The 16,949-nt window shown below is 74.2% G+C and carries 13 protein-coding genes; 3 read left to right on the top strand and 10 right to left on the bottom strand.

What is annotated here, in order from left to right:
• Positions 1-114 precede the first annotated feature (114 nt).
• The 5 genes from ACFV61_RS12360 to ACFV61_RS12380 form a co-directional block, all read right to left on the bottom strand.
• Complete coding sequence (locus ACFV61_RS12360; RefSeq protein ID WP_159398315.1) at positions 115-2,262, bottom strand: acyltransferase family protein; 2,148 nt, start codon at positions 2,260-2,262, stop codon at positions 115-117.
• A gap of 202 nt (positions 2,263-2,464) precedes the next feature.
• The gene (locus ACFV61_RS12365) at positions 2,465-4,192 is read right to left on the bottom strand and encodes a cellulose synthase catalytic subunit (protein ID WP_363373247.1); all 1,728 of its coding nucleotides are present in this window, start codon (positions 4,190-4,192) and stop codon (positions 2,465-2,467) included.
• Positions 4,193-4,391: 199 nt separating this feature from the next.
• Positions 4,392-5,006: a GNAT family N-acetyltransferase gene (locus tag ACFV61_RS12370; RefSeq protein ID WP_380491480.1), complete on the bottom strand. Its 615-nt coding sequence runs from the start codon at positions 5,004-5,006 to the stop codon at positions 4,392-4,394.
• 234 nt (positions 5,007-5,240) lie between these two features.
• Entirely contained in the window at positions 5,241-5,870 is a 630-nt protein-coding gene (locus tag ACFV61_RS12375; RefSeq protein ID WP_380491482.1) for a maleylpyruvate isomerase N-terminal domain-containing protein, read from the bottom strand.
• Positions 5,871-5,935: 65 nt separating this feature from the next.
• Positions 5,936-6,565: a TetR/AcrR family transcriptional regulator gene (locus tag ACFV61_RS12380; protein ID WP_380371475.1), complete on the bottom strand. Its 630-nt coding sequence runs from the start codon at positions 6,563-6,565 to the stop codon at positions 5,936-5,938.
• Between the two features lie 208 nt (positions 6,566-6,773).
• Here ACFV61_RS12380 and ACFV61_RS12385 point away from each other — a divergent pair, with 208 nt between their 5' ends.
• The 3 genes from ACFV61_RS12385 to ACFV61_RS12395 all read left to right on the top strand — a co-directional run bounded on the left by ACFV61_RS12385 (position 6,774) and on the right by ACFV61_RS12395 (position 9,405).
• A complete protein-coding gene (locus ACFV61_RS12385; RefSeq protein ID WP_380491484.1) occupies positions 6,774-7,532 on the top strand; it encodes an SDR family oxidoreductase in 759 nt (252 codons plus the stop codon).
• A 146-nt stretch (positions 7,533-7,678) separates the two neighbouring features.
• Positions 7,679-8,437: an SDR family oxidoreductase gene (locus ACFV61_RS12390; RefSeq protein WP_380371597.1), complete on the top strand. Its 759-nt coding sequence runs from the start codon at positions 7,679-7,681 to the stop codon at positions 8,435-8,437.
• Complete coding sequence (locus tag ACFV61_RS12395) at positions 8,434-9,405, top strand: NADPH:quinone oxidoreductase family protein (RefSeq protein WP_380491486.1); 972 nt, start codon at positions 8,434-8,436, stop codon at positions 9,403-9,405. Before ACFV61_RS12390 ends, ACFV61_RS12395 begins: the two co-directional genes overlap by 4 nt.
• A 186-nt stretch (positions 9,406-9,591) precedes the next feature.
• Here ACFV61_RS12395 and ACFV61_RS12400 read toward each other — a convergent pair whose 3' ends face one another.
• From ACFV61_RS12400 to ACFV61_RS12420, 5 genes are all read right to left on the bottom strand, one after another.
• Entirely contained in the window at positions 9,592-10,746 is a 1,155-nt protein-coding gene (locus ACFV61_RS12400; RefSeq protein ID WP_380491488.1) for a YncE family protein, read from the bottom strand.
• A 107-nt stretch (positions 10,747-10,853) separates the two neighbouring features.
• Positions 10,854-12,143: an alpha/beta hydrolase family protein gene (locus ACFV61_RS12405; protein ID WP_380371486.1), complete on the bottom strand. Its 1,290-nt coding sequence runs from the start codon at positions 12,141-12,143 to the stop codon at positions 10,854-10,856.
• A 153-nt stretch (positions 12,144-12,296) separates the two neighbouring features.
• The gene (locus ACFV61_RS12410) at positions 12,297-13,508 is read right to left on the bottom strand and encodes an acyl-CoA dehydrogenase family protein (RefSeq protein ID WP_380491490.1); all 1,212 of its coding nucleotides are present in this window, start codon (positions 13,506-13,508) and stop codon (positions 12,297-12,299) included.
• 3 nt (positions 13,509-13,511) lie between these two features.
• A complete protein-coding gene (locus ACFV61_RS12415; protein ID WP_380491492.1) occupies positions 13,512-14,540 on the bottom strand; it encodes a phosphotransferase family protein in 1,029 nt (342 codons plus the stop codon).
• A gap of 229 nt (positions 14,541-14,769) precedes the next feature.
• Positions 14,770-16,815, bottom strand: a complete 2,046-nt coding sequence (locus tag ACFV61_RS12420; protein WP_380491494.1) for an alkyl/aryl-sulfatase — start codon at positions 16,813-16,815, stop codon at positions 14,770-14,772.
• Between the last annotated feature and the right edge of the window lie 134 nt (positions 16,816-16,949).

A 16,949-nucleotide genomic window follows, 5' to 3' on the forward strand; every position in this document is an offset into this window, starting at 1 on the left:
ATACCTCTCTCACACTCACAAGCACAGAGCCACCCACACACCCCCAGACCGCCTCTGTCCCCCCCGATGACCCCCCCCCCCCCCCCCCCCCCCGCCCCAGGTGGCGGAGCCGCGCTACCCGGCCGCCTCCAGGATTCCCTTGTCCAGGCGCGGCGCCAGGACGCGGGCCAGGGTGTCGGTGATGTGGCCGGTGTCGCGGTACAGCACCACGCCCTCCAGCACCGCCGGGCAGTCCGGTCCGCTGCCGGGGCACAGCAGCGGGCCCAGGTCGAGGGTGCGGACGCCGTAGCGGGCGGCGAGCCCGCCGTCGAGCATCGGGTCCGGTTCGAAGGCGGTGTCGCGCGGGAAGAAGCAGGCGTCCGAGCGGCCGTCGGAGGCGGCGAGGCAGGTCGGGATGTCCTTGCCGGGCATCGGGGTGTCGCCGAGGTAGGCGAGCGGGGCGCCGACGGCGGCGAGGCGGTCCAGGGTGCGGGTCCAGCCCTGGGTGCGTTCCTCCTGGCTGCCGTACCTGTTGAGGCCGGCCATCAGGACGAGGCGCGGCCTGGGCCCGGAGGTGAGCCGGGTGAGGGTGTTCTCGCGCCAGCGGTCGCACTCCTCGAAGGTGCGGCCGAGGACGTTGTTGCGCACGGTGAGGGTGGCGAGCGGGCAGCCGGGCTTGACCAGGACCTCCAGGGCCCAGTGCCGCTGCTCGGCCATCGCGAGTGCGGACGATATCCACTGGCCGGCGTGCGAGTCGCCGAGCAGCACGATCCGGTCGGGGCTGTCCTCGGCGCCGAACAGGCAGCGCGGGCTGCTGTCGGCGTTCAGCGGGATCTCGCAGCCCTTGCCGGGCGGGAAGTCCTCCCGGGCGCGGGCCAGCGAGGGGGTCAGGCCGAGCACCCGCGCACCGGGGGCGAGCAGGGTGGGGCCGGTCGGGGCCCCGGCCGGGGCGGCGGCGGGGGTGTCGGCGGTGCCGCCGAGGGCGCGGACCGTGCCGCCGCCGAGGGTGAGTGCGGCGATCAGCGGGATGACGAGCGCGCTGGCGCCGACCGCGAGGCCCCGGCGCGGCGCCGGGCTGCTGCCGTACCGCAGCGGCTGCTCGACGAGCCGCATGGTGAGCCAGGCGGGCAGCGCGCTGGCTGCGGCGAGGGCGGCCAGGGTGGTCCAGGGCAGGGCGCCGTAGCGGGCCTGGGCGATGGTCAGCACCGGCCAGTGCCAGAGGTACCAGGCGTACGACAGGCGACCGGCGGCGCGCAGCGGCCGGTTGTCGAGGAGGCGTCCGGCGTCGGTGGCGCCGAGCGCGCGGTGGGCGGGGCCGGCGAGCAGGACGGCGGCGGCGCCGAGGACGGGCACCAGCGCGGCGGTGCCGGGGAAGGGGGTGTTCCGGTCGTAGAGCAGGATCGACGCGAGGACGGCGGCGGCGCCGGCCCAGCCGAGCAGTCGCAGCGACCAGGCCGTCCCGCGCCGCTGCACACGGCCGGCCAGGGCGCCGCCGAGCAGCGCAGCGCACGCGCCGGCCGCGAACTCCCAGAGCCGGCTGCCGGTGGAGAAGTAGGCGAGCGGCGCCGAGGTCGCCGTCCACCGGACGCACAGCAGCAGCGAGACCGCGCCGATGGCCGTGGTGGCCAGGGTGATCGCGACGGTGCGGCGGCGGCCGTGCAGGAAGCGGGCGAGGCCGAGCAGCAGAACGCCCCACAGCAGGTAGAACTGGTTCTCCACGCCGAGCGACCAGAAGTGCTGGAGCGGGCTCGGGGCGTGTTCGGCGGCCAGGTAGTCGGTCTGCTGGCCGACGAAGCGCCAGTTGACGACCTGTCCGGCGGAGGCGATCAGGTCGCGGGCGAGGTCGGTGCCGCGCAGCGGGTCGAGCAGCGCGCCGCCGGCGACGGCGGTGGCGACCAGGACGGTGGCGGCGGCGGGCAGGATGCGGCGGGCGCGGCGGGCGGCGAAGTCCCACAGGCCGATCGGGCGGCCGAGCAGCAGTCCGGTGATGAGGAAGCCGGAGATGACGAAGAAGACGTCGACGCCGACGTAGCCGCCGGCGAAGCCGGGAACGGCGGCGTGGTAGGCGAGGACGGAGAGGACGGCGACGCCGCGCAGGCCCTCGATGTCGGGGCGGAAGCCGGTGCGCCGCTGGGCCTGCGGCGGTGCGACGGCTTCTGCGGAGGGGCGCCGCTCGGGCGCGGCCTGCCGGTCCATTCGGACGACGCCGGGCAGCAGTTCGGCCGAGGCGGTGGCGGCAGGGGAGGAAGGGGACGACGACGGTGGTGGTACGGCCGTTGACACGGCGGTGCTCCTCGCAGGGGCAGGCAGCGGGTGGTCGGGACCGCCGGGCCGATGGGGCGGCCGGGCGGCGCATCCGCGCCGGTGGGGCGACGCGCTGGGAAACGCGGTGGATCCGAACGAAGTTGATGGGTCGTCAGACATCGACTTTGACGTCAGGAATTGGTGGAGCTCATGAAGTTGACGGAGCGAAGTTGACGGAGCGTCAGAAGATCAGCGGGTCGGCCCAGCCGGAGGCCAGCAGTCCGCAGAGCAGCAGCACGGCGGTGACGGCGACGGCCTCCGCGTGGCCGAAGCCCAGGTCGGACCGGCGCCGCACGGGCGGGGCGACCTCTCCGACGGCGGCCCCGTTGCCACCGCGCAGGAGCGGCCACAGGGACCGGATCAGCGGGATCATGGTGTACGCGGTGAGCGCGAGCAGCGCGGTGAGCGCCCAGAAGGGCTGCCAGCCGTACAGCATGGCCGCGCGCACGAGTCCGGCGATGCCCGCGAGGACGACGAACCCCAGCCAGCCGACGCCGATCCGGGCGACCGCCTTCGCCAGTGAACTGCCGCCCGACACGGCGCCGGTGGGCACCCAGTCGGCACTGCGGCGGCGCAGCGCGTGCGCGATGGCGACCACGTGGCAGAGCCCGCCGAGGAGTTGGACCCGGGTGACCTCGAAGCGCCAGCGGGTGCGGGACATCGCGGGCAGCAGGACGAGCGAGACCCAGATCGGCGGCAGGAACGGCAGCACCTGCCACGGCTGAATCTCACCGGGGGCGAAGAACAGCATGATCAGGGCGGGCAGCGGGACCGCGAAGACGTTCACCGCGCTGGTGACGTAGCCGAGGATGCCGTTCCAGAAGCAGAGCCGGGCGGAGCGAGGGAGCGGTCCGCGGCGGAAGTCCGGGTCGCGGACGAGCGCCAGGGAACCGAGGCACCAGCGGTACTGCTGGCTGATGAAGGCGGGCAGGCCGGTGGGCGACATGCCCTTGGCGACCAGGGCGGGCACGTACCGGGTGGTCCACCCGGCGCGGGCGAGCGAGAGGCCGGTGTAGAGGTCCTCGCTGTGGTCGATCTCGGCGAAGCCTCCGACACGCATGAGTGCGGCGCGGCGGTAGAGGGCGTTGGTGCCGCAGCAGACGGTGCCGTCCTGCGCGTCCCGGGAGGGCTGGATCCAGCGGTAGAAGATCTCCTGGGTGGCTCCCGCGGCGCGTTCGAGCCAGGACATGTCGGCGTCCGTGTCGAAGCACTGCGGGCTCTGCACGATGCCGACCTCGGGGTTGTCGAGGTAGGGCACCAGGTGGTGCAGGAAGTCGGGGCGGGGGCAGAAGTCGGCGTCCAGGACGGCGACGATCTCGCCGTTGCCCTCGGCCAGGCCGTGGTTGAGGTTGCCGGCCTTCTTGAACCGGCCGCGGTCGGGGCGGGCCCGGTACTGGAAGCCGTAGGACTCGGCGAGTTCGCGCACCTCGGGGCGGGCGGCGTCGTCGAGGACGATGACGGTCAGCGCGCCGGCCCACTGGACGGCGACGGTGTGGCGGTAGGCGTTCTCCAGGACGGCCAGCGGCTCGCCGGCGGTCGGCAGCAGCAGGTCGACGCTCGGGTGGCGGGCGGGCTGCCAGGCGCGCATCAGCAGGTCGTGCGAGTCGCGGGTGTAGCGGCGGGCGCGCTGGCCGTCGGTGAGCGAGAGCAGCCAGGTGGCCGCGTTGAGCACGGTGAGCACCAGGAAGGGCCAGAGCAGCGGCCGGCTGAGGGCGAACAGGCCGAGGGTGGCGGTGGCTCCCGCGTAGGAGAGGGTGGCGCAGAGCAGCACCCAGCGGCGCTGCGGGCCGAAGTACCAGTAGAGCTCCTCGTCGTCGGGCGGGCTGGGCAGGCGGAGGTCGGGGTCCGCGGGGATCCGGCGCGGGCCGGGGACGGGCGCGGGCATGGCGGTGCCATGGAGTACGGGCATGCGGAAGTGGCCCCCCTGGGCATGGGACGGAACGTGGCCGTTCGCCCTCAGCCTCTCACATTGGCCTAGACCAATCATGAACGAGGTATGACATCTCCGCATCGCCCCTGGTCAGTGACTTGACATGTCATCACGTACCGACGAACCGTCAAGCGATCATGGATTCGACCCCGAGCACCGCCGGCCCGCGCCCCGCCGGTCAGGCCTCCCCCAGCGACTCCTTCAGCGCCTTCGTCAGCTCCTTCGTCAGCTCCTTCGTCAGCTCCTTCGTCAGCTTCTCGAACCGCAGATCGGGGCGCAGCGGAACGCCGAAACGCTCGTCGCCGTACGGGAACGGCGTGAAGACCCCGGTCCGGCGGAAGCCGCGCCGCTCGTACCACGCGATCAGGTCGGCGCGCTGCTCGATCACGGTCATCTCCAGCTCGCCCACACCCCACTCCTGGCCGGCCAGCCGCTCGGCCTCGGCGAGCACGGCCCGGCCGAGGCCGCCGCCCTGGAGCCCGGGGCGCACCGAGAACATGCCGAAGTACGCACGGTCCCCGCGGTGCTCCAGCTGGCAGCAGGCGACCAGCTGGCCGTCCCGCTCGGCGACCAGCAGCACCCCGTCGGAGCGGCCGATGACCGCGGCGACACCCTCGGCGTCGGTGCGCTGGCCCTCCAGCAGGTCCGCCTCGGTGGTCCAGCCGGCCCGGCTGGCGTCGCCGCGGTAGGCGGACTCGACCAGTTCGACCAGCGCCGGTACGTCGGCGAGCGTGGCGGGGCGGAAGGCGGGCTGCCCGGTGGGCCGGGCGTGGCTGGGGATGGTCTCGGACATGGCGGGTCCTCATTCTGCGTGCGGTGGAACCGCCCGCCGCTCGTGCCTGCGGCGTGGCGCGGGCCGTCCCTGGTGACCGGCCTGCGGGCATCGTGCCACAGCCCGCAAACCGGCCCCGAGCCGCAGGACCTGCGGCGACGGCCCCCGCGGGCCCGCCCGGCGGGAGCGCGGGCCCGGCCGCCGTCCACCCCGAGCCCGGCTCCGCCGTCGCGGCCTACGCGCCGCGCCCCGGTGTCAGCGGATGACGGGCAGGACCGGCGTGGTGCCGCGACCGGCTGCCGCCTCGATGAAGGCCGCCGGGTCGGCGACCTCGGCGAGCAGGGTGCGGGTGAAGTGCAGGGCGCCGTCGGACGGCAACGGGCCGCCGATCGTCGCGATCAGGTCGAGCAGGTGGACGGTCGCCTCCATCAGCGCCACCTCGCCGAGCGCGCCGACCGTCACCGAGCCGAGCAGCGGGTGGGCCACCGCGGCGGTGGGCGGCAGGTCGGCGATGCCGGCCAGGGCCGCCGGGCCCTCGGCCCCGAAGCGGGCGACCAGCACGGCCGGTTCGGCAGCCGCGGCGGTCTGCTTCGCCGCCTCGGCGACCTGCCCGGCGGCGGTGTGCGCGATCCCGCCCGGCCGGTTGTAGGCCTGCAGGATGCCGACCCCGGTGGTCACCTCGGCCGGGCCGTCCACCAGGGCCCCGCGCAGCCCGGCGAACATCTCCGGCACCGGCGCCACGTGGGCGTACAGATCCCGGACGGTCCAGCCGGGCAGCCGGGTGGCGAGCCCCCACGACGCATCGTCCAGGGCCGCGCCGCGTTCCGCCCAGGAGACCCAGGCTTCGGCCAACAGGGCGGGCACCTCACCGGTCTGACGCGCCATCGGTCCTCCTCGGAGCACATGGCAACTGAGTTGTCACCTTACCGGTCGCCGGGCGGACCGGCGGATCAGACCCGGGCGCCGAGCATCCGCAGCACCAACTCGCCGTAGCGGCGGCCGAGTTCATCAGGCGTCTCGGTGGAGCGGTCGGTGAACCAGCGGGAGACGTCGATGCCCAGCGAGGTGACCGCGCGGGCCGCCGTCCGGACTTCGGACACCTGGAAGGCGCCGGCCGCCACGCCCGCCTCGATCAGCGCGCTGACCTCGCGCTCGATGTCCAGCCGCAGCGCCGCGACCACCGCGTAGGCGTCCTCGGGCAGCGCGTGCAGCTCGTAGTTGACCACCCGGCCGACCGTGCGGGCCCGGGCGTGCCAGGTGGTGAACTCCTCGACCAGCCGGCGCATCCGGTCCACCGGGCCGCCCTCACCGGCCGCCGCCGCCCGGACCAGTTCCAGCGTGGCCGCGTGCCCGGCCTGGCTGATCTCGGCCAGCAGCGCGGCCTTGGACTGGTAGTGGATGTACAGCGCCGCCGGGCTCATCCCGGCGGCGGTGGCGATGTCCCGGGTGGTGGTGGCGTGGAAACCGCGCTCCGCGAAGGATTCGACGGCCGCCTGGAGCAGCCGGTACGCCGCCTCGGGGCGGGAGTCCGCGCCGCCGGGCAGGGTGCGCCAGAGGTCGGCGATGGGCGTGCTGGTCATGGCGCCATCCTCCCAGAGAACTCGTACACACATTCCCGCCGCCCGGTCGACGGGCTGTTGACAGGCTCCCGCACCGACACCATGCTGAGCAAGCGCTTAGTCAGCCGGTGGACCGGCACACCCGCCGACCGGGCACCCCCGCCGAACCGGCGCCTCCGTCCACCCGGCACCCCTCGTCGAACGTTCCGCGCGAAAGGCAGGACCCTCCGTGGCGTACTCCTTCAAGGGCCGGGTGGCCGTCGTCACCGGATCGAGCCGGGGCATCGGCCTCGGCATCGCACGCGAGCTGGTCGCCCGCGGCGCCAAGGTCTGCCTGACCGCCCGCAACCCCGAGCCGCTCGCCGAGGCCGTCCACGACCTGGGCGGGCCGGAGAACGCCATCGCCGTCGCCGGCAGGACCGACGACCCGGCCCACCAGGAGGAGGCCGTCACCCGCACCCTGGAGGCCTTCGGCCGGCTCGACCACCTGGTCAACAACACCGGCATCAACCCCCTCTACGGCCCGGTCCTCGACGCCGACGAGGCCGCCGCCGCCAAGATCCTCGCCGTCAACGTGCTGGCCCCGCTGGCCTGGACCCGCCGCGCGCACGCCGCCTGGATGGGCGAGCACGGCGGCTCGGTGGTCAACGTGGCCTCCGTCGCGGGCATCCGCTCCTCGCTCGGGATCGGCATGTACGGGGTCAGCAAGGCCGCGCTGATCCGGCTCACCACCGAACTCGCCGCCGAACTGGGCGGCCAGGGCATCCGGGTCAACGCCGTCGCCCCCGCCGTGGTCAAGACCAGGTTCGCCGAGGCCCTGTACGAGGGCCGGGAGGAGCAGGTCGCCGCCGCCTACCCGCTCGGCCGGCTCGGCGTGCCCGAGGACGTCGCGGGCGCGGTCGCCTTCCTGCTCTCCGCGGACGCCGCCTGGATCACCGGCCAGACCCTGGTCGTGGACGGCGGCGTCACCCTCGGCGGCGGCCTGTGAGCGGCACGGCGGACGCGGACGCGGACGCACGGGCGACGGACGCACCGACGACGGACGCACGGGCGACGGACGCGGCGGACCAGGGAGCCCCTGCGACGGACGCAGCGGACCCGGACGCACCGGCGACGGACTTCGCCGGCCAGGGCGTGGTGGTGACCGGCGGCGGGCGCGGTATCGGCGCCGCCCTGGCCCGGGCCTTCGCCGCGGCCGGCGCCCGGGTGGTGGTCAACGACCTGGACGCCGAGGCCGCCCGCGCCGTCGCCAGGGACTGCGGCGGCACCGCCGCCCCCGGGGACGCCGCCTCCCCCGAGGGGCTGGCCGCCCTGGTCGGGCAGGCCCGGGCCGCGCTCGGCGAGATCGACGTGTGGTGCGCCAACGCGGGCGTCGCCCCGGTCGGCGGGGCCGACGCGCCCGCCGCGGCCTGGGCGAGCGCCTGGGAGGTCAACGTCCTCGCCCACGTCCGGGCCGCCGAACTGCTGCTCCCCCGCTGGCTGGAGCGCGGCGGGGGCCGCTTCCTCGCCACGGTCTCCGCCGCCGGGCTGCTCACCATGTTGGGATCGGCCCCGTACGCGGTCACCAAGCACGGCGCGCTCGCCTTCGCCGAGTGGCTCTCCGCGACGTACCGCCACCGCGGCGTCCGGGTGCACGCGCTGTGCCCGCAGGGCGTGCGCACCGACATGCTCGCCTCGACCGGCGCGGTCGGCGAGGCGCTGCTCGCACCCACCGCGCTGGACCCGGAGGACGTCGCCGAGGCGGCGCTGGCCGGACTGCGCGAGGGCCGCTTCCTGATCCTGCCGCACCCCGAGGTCGCCGAGTACTACCGGGTCCGGGCCACCGAACCGGACCGCTGGATCAACGGGATGAACCGGCTCCAGCAGGGGCTGGAGAGGAGCGAGGCGCTGTGAGGGCCTGGCAGGTGGAACAGTTCGGCGAGCCGGGCGAGGTGATGCGGCTGGCCGACGACGTGGCGCGGCCGGTGGCCGGGCCGGGGCAGCTGCTGGTCCGGGTGCGGGCCGCGGCGGTCAACTTCCCGGACGCGCTGATGGTGCGCGGCCAGTACCAGGTCCGCCCGCCGCTGCCGTTCACGCCCGGCGTGGAGCTGTGCGGCGAGGTGGCGGACGGCGCGCGGCGGGGCGAGCGGCTGATCGGCAACCCGGTGCTGCCGCACGGCGCCTTCGCCGAGTACGCCCTGCTGGACGCGACGGCCGCCTTCCCCGCGCCCGGGGCGCTGGACGACGCCGAGGCGGCCGCGCTGCACATCGGCTACCAGACCGCGTGGTTCGCCCTGCACCGCCGGGCCCGGCTGGCGGCCGGCGAGACGCTGCTGGTGCACGCGGCGGCGGGCGGCGTGGGCAGCGCGGCGGTCCAGTTGGGCCGGGTCGCCGGGGCCCGGGTGGTCGCCGTGGTCGGCGGCCCCGCCAAGGCGCAGGCGACCCGGGCGCTCGGCGCCGACCTGGTGGTGGACCGGACGGCCGGGGACTTCGTCGCCGCCGTCAAGGAGTTCACCGGCGGGCGCGGCGCGGACGTGGTCTTCGACCCGGTCGGCGGGGAGGCCTACACCGGCTCCACCAAGTGCGTCGCCTTCGAGGGCCGGATCGTGGTGGTCGGCTTCGCCGCCGGCCGGATCCCGGCGCCGGCGCTCAACCACGCGCTGGTGAAGAACTACGCCATCCTCGGCCTGCACTGGGGCCTCTCCCTCCCCCACGACCGGGAGGCGGACCGCGCCGCCCACGACGAGCTGACCCGGCTCGCCGACCGGGGCGCGGTCCGCCCGCTGGTGAGCGCCCGGGTGCCGCTCGCCGGGGCCGCCGACGCCGTCGAGCTCGTCGCCGCCGGGCGCAGCACCGGCCGGATCGCCGTCCTGGGGGACTGACGACCGGCGGCGGTTCAGGTGCTGCGGCGGGCGGGCTCGTGTTCCTGGGCCGGGCGGAGCCAAGGCCGGCAGGGCCTCCGGCACTGCGCGGAACGCGCAGGGCGCCGTAGGTCCCTTGCCGTGCCGCCCTCCGTCCGTACTCGTCAGGAGAGCGGCGCTCCCCCGCCGGTCAGCGGGGGACTCCGGTCAGCGGGTGACGATCTGGAGGGCGGTGTCGCGGGTGGCGTTGCGCCAGCCGAACGCGTAGACGGTGCTGCTGTCGGCGCTCACCGCCGTGTCGCTGACGCTGTCCAGGGTGAAGGGGACCGTCTCGGTCGGCACCGGAGCGTAGGTGGCGGTGTCGAAGGCCACCAGCGCGACCGCCCGCGGATCGCGGTCATACCGAACGGTGCGCAGACGGGTCCCGTCCGGGCTGACGGAGACACCGGTGAGTCCGGCGGAGGCGACCGGCGCGAGCGTGACGGGTGCCTGCGCGGCGTCGGTGGCGGGGTCGACGGGGAAGACCTGGTTGGCGGCGCTGTCGGCGACGGCGAACAGGTGGGTGCCGTCGGGGGTGAACGCCGCCTGACGGATCGCCTGACGGAGGTTCGACACCGAGCCGACCACGGTCGGCGCGGCCCCGGGGGCGCCCGAGGTGTCGAGGTGCACCAGCCCGGACCCGGCGGCGACGTAGGCGTCGCGACCGCCGGGCCGCAGGGCGATCGACTGCGCGTAACTGCCGGGCAGCGCGACCTCGCCGGTGAACGCGTTCTGCGCGGTCGAGAAGGTCAGCACCCGTCCGGGAGTCTCGGCGGGCACCCCGGGCGGGGGGATCGGCGGCACGTTGTAGCCCGTCGCGCCGGCCTGGGTGACGTAGACCGTCGCGCCGTCGGCGCTGAGCGCGATGTCGTGCGTACGGCCGGTGGACCAGGCGGCGGGCTTGTTCTGCGGCGGCAGCGGTGCGGCGGCGAGGAGGGTGCCGGTCGTGGTGTCGACCACGTTCATGACGAGACCGCTCACGACGTACACGCGCCTGCCGTCAGGGCTGATCACGGTCTGGTGGTAGTCGCTCTCGGCGTTGGCCAGCGGGATCTGCGCGGTGACGGTGTCCGTCCCGGTGTCGACGGTCTTGAGCGCGCCGTCGGCCGTGACGTAGACCTTGTCCCCGGCCGGGCTGACCGCCATCCCGGAGACCAGGGTCCCGACCGGGACGGTGACCACCCCCGCCACTACCACTGCCCCTGCCCCCGCCACTGCCGGCGCCCTGTCGTCGGCGACGGCGGTCCCGCCGCCAGAGGCCAGGAGCAGCACGCAGGCGGCCAGCAATGCTCCACAACGTCCGTACACGGCAAGTGAGTTCATGGCGTTCCTCTCCAACTCGGGCTGATGCCGGACAGGTTATTGCGGCAGCTTGAGGGAGGGCGCGAGTTTCCCGACTGTTCGTCTTCGCTCCCCGGCGGTCAGTACGCCTAACGCTCGTACACCATCTCCGGGAAGCGCGCCGAGGGCCCGTCCAGCAGGTGGTCGTCGTGTCCGCGCAGCCAGCGGTCGAGGAAGGACGCGACGTAGGAGCGGGTGGCGAGCACCGCCCGGTCGGGGCGGATGTCGCCGACGTCGGCGCTCAGCCGCTCCGGGGTGATCGCGCCCTGCCGGGCGAGCTGGGGCAGCAGGGACTGCGCGTCGGTGTAGGAGCCGTGCCGGGAGCCGTTCAGCGTGACGTCGGCGTGCCAGCCGGTGCTGTGCTGCCAGAGGGCGTCCCAGCCGGGCTGCCGGTGGTAGTCCCCGGAGTCCTCGTTGCGGGTGCCCATCAGCAGGAACGGGCGGTCCAGGCCGTCCTGGGCGACGCTGGGCAGGTCCACCCCGGTGTGGCCGTCCGGCCCGGGGAAGTGCAGTTGGCCGTCCAGGTTGACGCCGGCCGCGATGCGCGGGTCGTCGTGCATGGCCTGGAGGGCGGTGAAGCCGCCCGCCGAGTGGCCGACCATGCCGATCCGGTCGAGGTCCAGCGAGGCGGCGAGGCCGGCCGGCAGCCGTGGGTCCAGGCGCAGGCCGCCGAGTTCGTCCAGTACGAAGCGGGTGTCGTCCACCCTGGTCTGCATCGACTTGCGCAGCACCGCGCCGATGTCCAGGCCGGGCTGTCCGACCAGCGCGGGGAACACGGAGGTGGCCAGGTTCCCGTCGGGGAAGGCGACTTCGGAGGCCTCGTAGGTGTGGTCCAGCGTCACCACGACGTAGCCGCGCGAGGCCAGGTCCTCGACCAGGCCCGTGCCCCAGGTGCGCGGGTCGCCGAGGCCGGCCGAGTACAGCACCACCGGGCGCGGGCCGCCGGGCAGGGCGGGGGCGTCCGGCCGGGCGTGGGTGCGGATGCCGGCCCAGTCGGTGCGGCCGGGTGTGGCGCCGTGGTTCGCCTGGCCGATGCTGCCCTCGGTGCCGAAGTGTTCGCCGGCGGCGGGGTCCATGTAGCGGGCGCGGTCGGCGCCGGTGGCCGGGCGGGCGGTCGGGTACCAGAGGCTGATCATCAGCTCGCGGCGCTGCCCGGGCTTCCAGGGGTCCTCCCGCCCGGTGTCGGTCAGGTGCAGCGTGGTGGTGCCGATCGGGTACGGCCCGGTGGGCTCCGGCAGCCAGGCCCGGGCCTGGCGCTCGCCACCGCCGTCCGCCCCGGGCGCCGGTGCTGCCGCCACCGCCCCGGGGGCGCCGGCCACTCCGAGCACCGCCGTCGCCGCCAGAAGTACCGCCGCCACGGCCCGTCCCCGCCCGCCCATGATGTCTCTCCTCGTCCCCGTTGATCTGCCAGCCCGCCAGGCTGCTGATCTGCTGATCTGCTGGCCTGCTGATCAGGACAGTACGGGCGGGGGCGGACCGCAGCCGTCATACCCAGGAGCCAACCTGCCCCTGAGTACTCCGGTATGACACCCCTACGGGTGCCGCCGCAGCTCGCGCCGGGCCAGCGAGCGCTTGTGCACCTCGTCCGGTCCGTCGGCCAGCCGCAGGGTGCGGTTGCCGGCCCAGAGCTGCGCGAGCGGGGTGTCCTGGCTGACGCCCGCGGCCCCGTGCGCCTGGACGGCCTTGTCGAGGATCCATTCGACGGTGCGCGGGGTGGCGATCTTGATCGCCTGGATCTCGGTGTGCGCGCCCCGGTTGCCGACGGTGTCCATCAGCCAGGCGGTCTTGAGCACCAGCAGCCGCAACTGCTCGATCCTGACCCGGGATTCGGCGATCCAGTCCTGCACCACGCCCTGCTCGGCGAGCGGCCGGCCGAAGGCGACCCGCCCGTTAACCCGGCGGCACATCAGCTCCAGGGCGCGCTCGGCGATGCCGATCGCGCGCATGCAGTGGTGGATCCGGCCGGGGCCGAGCCGGGCCTGCGCGATGGCGAAGCCCGCGCCCTCCTCCCCGATCAGGTTCCCGACCGGGACGCGGACGTCCTCGAACAGCACCTCGGCGTGGCCGCCGTGGTCCGCGTCGTCGTAGCCGAAGACCGTCATGCCGCGCCTGACGGTGACGCCGGGGGTGTCGCGCGGGACGAGCACCATGCTCTGCTGGCGGTGCGGTTCGGCGGCCGGGTCGGTCTTGCCCATCACGATGAGGATCCGGCACTGCGGGTTCATCGCCCCGGTGATGTACCACTTGCGGCCGTTGACGACGTACTCGTCGCCGTCGCGCTCGATCCGGGTGGCGATGTTGGTGGCGTCCGAGGAGGCGACCTCGGGCTCGGTCATCGCGAAGGCGGAGCGGATCTCGGCGTCCAGCAGCGGGCGCAGCCAGCGCTCGTGCTGCTCGGCGGTGCCGAACTGGGCGAGCAGTTCCATGTTGCCGGTGTCGGGGGCCGCGCAGTTGAGCGCGGGCGGGGCCAACTGCGGGCTGCGGCCGGTGATTTCGGCGAGCGGGGCGTACTGGAGGTTGGTCAGGCCGGCGCCGCGCTCCCCGGGGAGGAAGAGGTTCCACAGGCCCTGTTTGCGCGCCTCGGCCTGGAGTTCGGCGACCACGGGCGGGGTGCTCCAGGCCTCGCGGGCCGGGTCGGCGAGCTGCTGCGCGAGGGCCGCCTCCGCCGGGTGCACGTGCTGGTCCATGAAGGCCAGCAGCTGCTCGCGGAGTTCGTTGGTGCGGGCGCCGTAGGCGAAGTCCATCGGTCAGTGCTCCTTGAGGGTGCTCAGGCCGTACCGGGCGAGGATCGGGGCCATCTCGCCGGCCCGCTCGAAGCCCGCGCCGAGGGTGCCGCCCTGCTGGTAGCGGTAGTGGATGCCCTCGGCGACGACGGCGAGTTTGAAGGAGGCGAAGGCGACGTACCAGTCCAGGTCGGCGGCCTGTCGGCCGGTCAACTCGGCGTAGTACGCGACGAGTTCGTCCGGCTTCGGGAAGCCGGGGGCGGTCGCGGCGGAGGGGATGATGCCGCCGCCGACGCCGGCGACCTCGGTGTACATCACCAGCAGGCCGACATCGGTGAGCGGGTCGCCGAGGGTGGACATCTCCCAGTCCAGCACGGCGGTGATCGCGTCGCCGTCGCCGACCAGCACGTTGTCCAGCCGGTAGTCGCCGTGCACCAGGGCGGGCGCCGGGGAGATCGGCCGGCGCTCGGCGAGCAGGGCGTGCAGCCGTTCCACGTCGGGCAGTTCGCGGCTGCGGGAATTCGCCAACTGGGTGGACCAGCGGCGCAGTTGGCGCTCCAGGTAGCCGTCGGGGCGGCCGAAGTCCGCGAGACCGACGTCGGCCGGGTCGATCCGGTGCAGGGCGGCGAGGGTGTCGACCAGCCGCCGCCCGAGCGCGTGGACGCGCTGCTCGCCGAGGGCGGCGATCGGGGCGAGGGCCCGGTGCGCGACGCCTGGGACGAACTCCATCAGGTACCAGGGGGCGCCGAGCACGTCCGTGCCGGGATCGAGCAGCAGGGTACGCGGGACGGGCACGTCGGTGTCGCGCAGGGCGGTCATGACGCGGTACTCGCGGCCCATGTCGTGCGCGGTGGCCAGGACGTGCCCGAGCGGCGGGCGGCGCAGCACCCAGCGGTCGGTGCCGTCGGTGAGGACGTACGTGAGGTTGGAGCGACCCCCCTCGACGAGGTCGGCCCGCAGCGGGCCCTGGGCGAGGCCGGGCAGCTCCCGGTCCAGGTGGGCGCGGAGGCGGGCCAGGTCCAGCCCGGGCGGCTCGGCGGGGGTCTCGGGCATCGGGCGGCTCCTCGGGGTCCTCGGGGTGTGGCCTCGTTGACTAAGCGCTTGCTTAGCATTCAGCCGGACGCCGCCCGCTGTCAATGCCGCCCCGCACGCAACGAGCCCCCGGACCAAGCGGTCCGGGGGCTCGCGGGTGAGGCCCCGTTGCGGGGAGGTCGACGCCCCGGAACGTCCGGTACCGGCCGACTGCTGGCAGCCGGCCGGTACCGAATGAGAGGTGAGGGGATCAGGGGGTGGTGAGGGCGAACCAGAAGTCGAAGCTCTCCAGCAGCCCCGCGAGAGTGTTCAGCGGGTCGATGGTGCCGGAGTCGACCGTCAGGTCCTTGCTGTCCGCGAGCGCGGCCACTTCCTTCTGCGCGTCCTTGGCGAGGGCGAGTTGGTTGAGACCGGTACGGGTGAGGGTGTACGAGGCATCGGCGCCGGTGCCGGTGTCGGCGGTGTAGACGAGGACGCCGTTTCGCAGCTGGACGGTGCACTGCGTGGGGTCTCCGGCGTTCCCGCCGGCGATGGTGAGGGCGATGGTGAGCGGGTTGTTCGCGGCGTCGGGGCCGTTGAGGCGGATGCCGAGGTAGTCGAAGACCATGTCCTGGGGCATGGCGGCGATCACGTCGTCCGTGATGATCTCGGGTGCGGGCAGCGCGCCGGTGTTCCCGGCGCCGGCGTCGGGGTTGCGCAGTTCCGCGGCTCCGGCGAGGTAGAAGTTGCGCCAGGGGCCGCTTTCGGCGAGGTAGCCGAGCTGCTCCAGCGCATCGGCCTCCAGCTTCCGGGCGTCGGTGTTGGCCGGGTCCGCGAAGACCACGTGGCTGAGCAGTTCGGCGACCCACCGGTAGTCGTCGGCGGTCGTCGCGTTCCCGTAGGCGGTCTGCGCCGCCTTCACAATGGTGTCGGCGCCGAACGTGTCCGTGTAGCGCTTGCCGACCTCCTCGGGGGGCAGGCCGTGCAGGTGGGCCGCGTTGCCGTCGAACCAGCCGAGGTAGCGCTGGTAGACGGCCTTGATGTCGTGGTTGGTGGTGCCGTAGTAGCCGCGGTTGAACCACTGGCCGGCCAGGCTCTGGGGCAGCTGCTGGTCGAGGTCCTCGGCGATCTCGTGCATGGTCCGGCCGTGGTTGGCCAGGCGCAGGGTCTGGTCGTGCAGGAAGCGGTAGAGGTCGGCCTGGCTGGTGAGGAAGTCGACGATCTCGTTGCCGCCCTCGCTCTTCCAGCGGGGCCAGAAGTGGCTGGCGAACAGGGAGGTGGCGTCGCCCCCGTAGAGGGTGGCGGACTCGGTGAGGTAGTTCGACCACTCCTTGGCGTCGCGGACCTGGGCGCCGCGCAGGCTGTAGAGGTTGTGCAGGGTGGGCGTGGCGTTCTCCGCCATGCACAGCGACTTGACGTCGGGGAGGTAGAAGTTCATCTCCGCCGGCGCCTCGGTGCCGGGCGTGAGCTGGAACTCGAACTGGATCCCGGCCAGGGTGCAGGGGACGCCCGCGGGGATCTGGGTGTCCTCGTCGGTGACACTGGCGACGACGGTGTGGGTCGGGGCGAGCAGGCCGGTGGTCCCCGACGACATCGTCTTGCCGAGTCCCGCGTCGATCTGCTGGTCCGCGCCCTTGTGGAGCAGTGATCCGTACATGAAGGTGGCGCGGCGGCTCATCGCGTTGCCCGCGTACACGTTCTCGCTGACGGCGTGCTCCAGGAAGCCGTCCGGCGCGACGATCTTGACGTCGGCATCGGGGGTGCCGCCCGCGAACAGGCCCCGGACGCCGCCGTAGTGGTCGGTGTGGGAGTGGCTGAAGATGACGGCCTTGATGGTGCGCGCACCGCGCTCGCCGAGGTAGAGGTCGAGGGCGGCCTTCGCACACTCCTCGCTGATCAGGGGGTCCAGGACGACGATGTCGCCGCTCTGCTGGGTCGGGTCCTCCATGAAGGTGATGTTGGATATGTCCATGCCGCGGACCTGGTAGACGGCGTCCTTCACCACCTCGTACAGGCCGACGTTCATGTTCAGCACGGCATTGCGCCACAGGCTCGGATTGGCCGTGTCCGGCGCGGGGGTCTGCTCCGACAGGAACGCCGCGTAGGGGGCCAGGTTCCAGGCATAGGGCTGACCGCTGGGGCTGGGGCCGGGAACGGGGTCGTTCGGGTCCAGGGCCACCAGCAGGCCCTGCTTCGCGAAGTCCGCCTCGGCATCCTGGCCGGGCGACGGGAGCGCGACGTCGGCGTTCAGCTGTGCGGTCAGCGGGGTCGCCGGCTGCGGTTCGTCGTACGGGGCGGGAAGAGCGGAGTCGGGCATGGACGCTTCCTCTCGGTGGTGGGGCGGAGCAGCGGCCGGGGGGGGGGGGGCGCCGGCCGGGGGCCCCCCCGGGGGGGGGGGGGGGACCCGGCGGGGGGTGTGGGGCGGGGGGGGGGCCAGCCCCCCCCCGGGCC

The sequence above is a fragment of the Kitasatospora sp. NPDC059817 genome (assembly GCF_042731835.1).
GTDB lineage: Bacteria > Actinomycetota > Actinomycetes > Streptomycetales > Streptomycetaceae > Kitasatospora.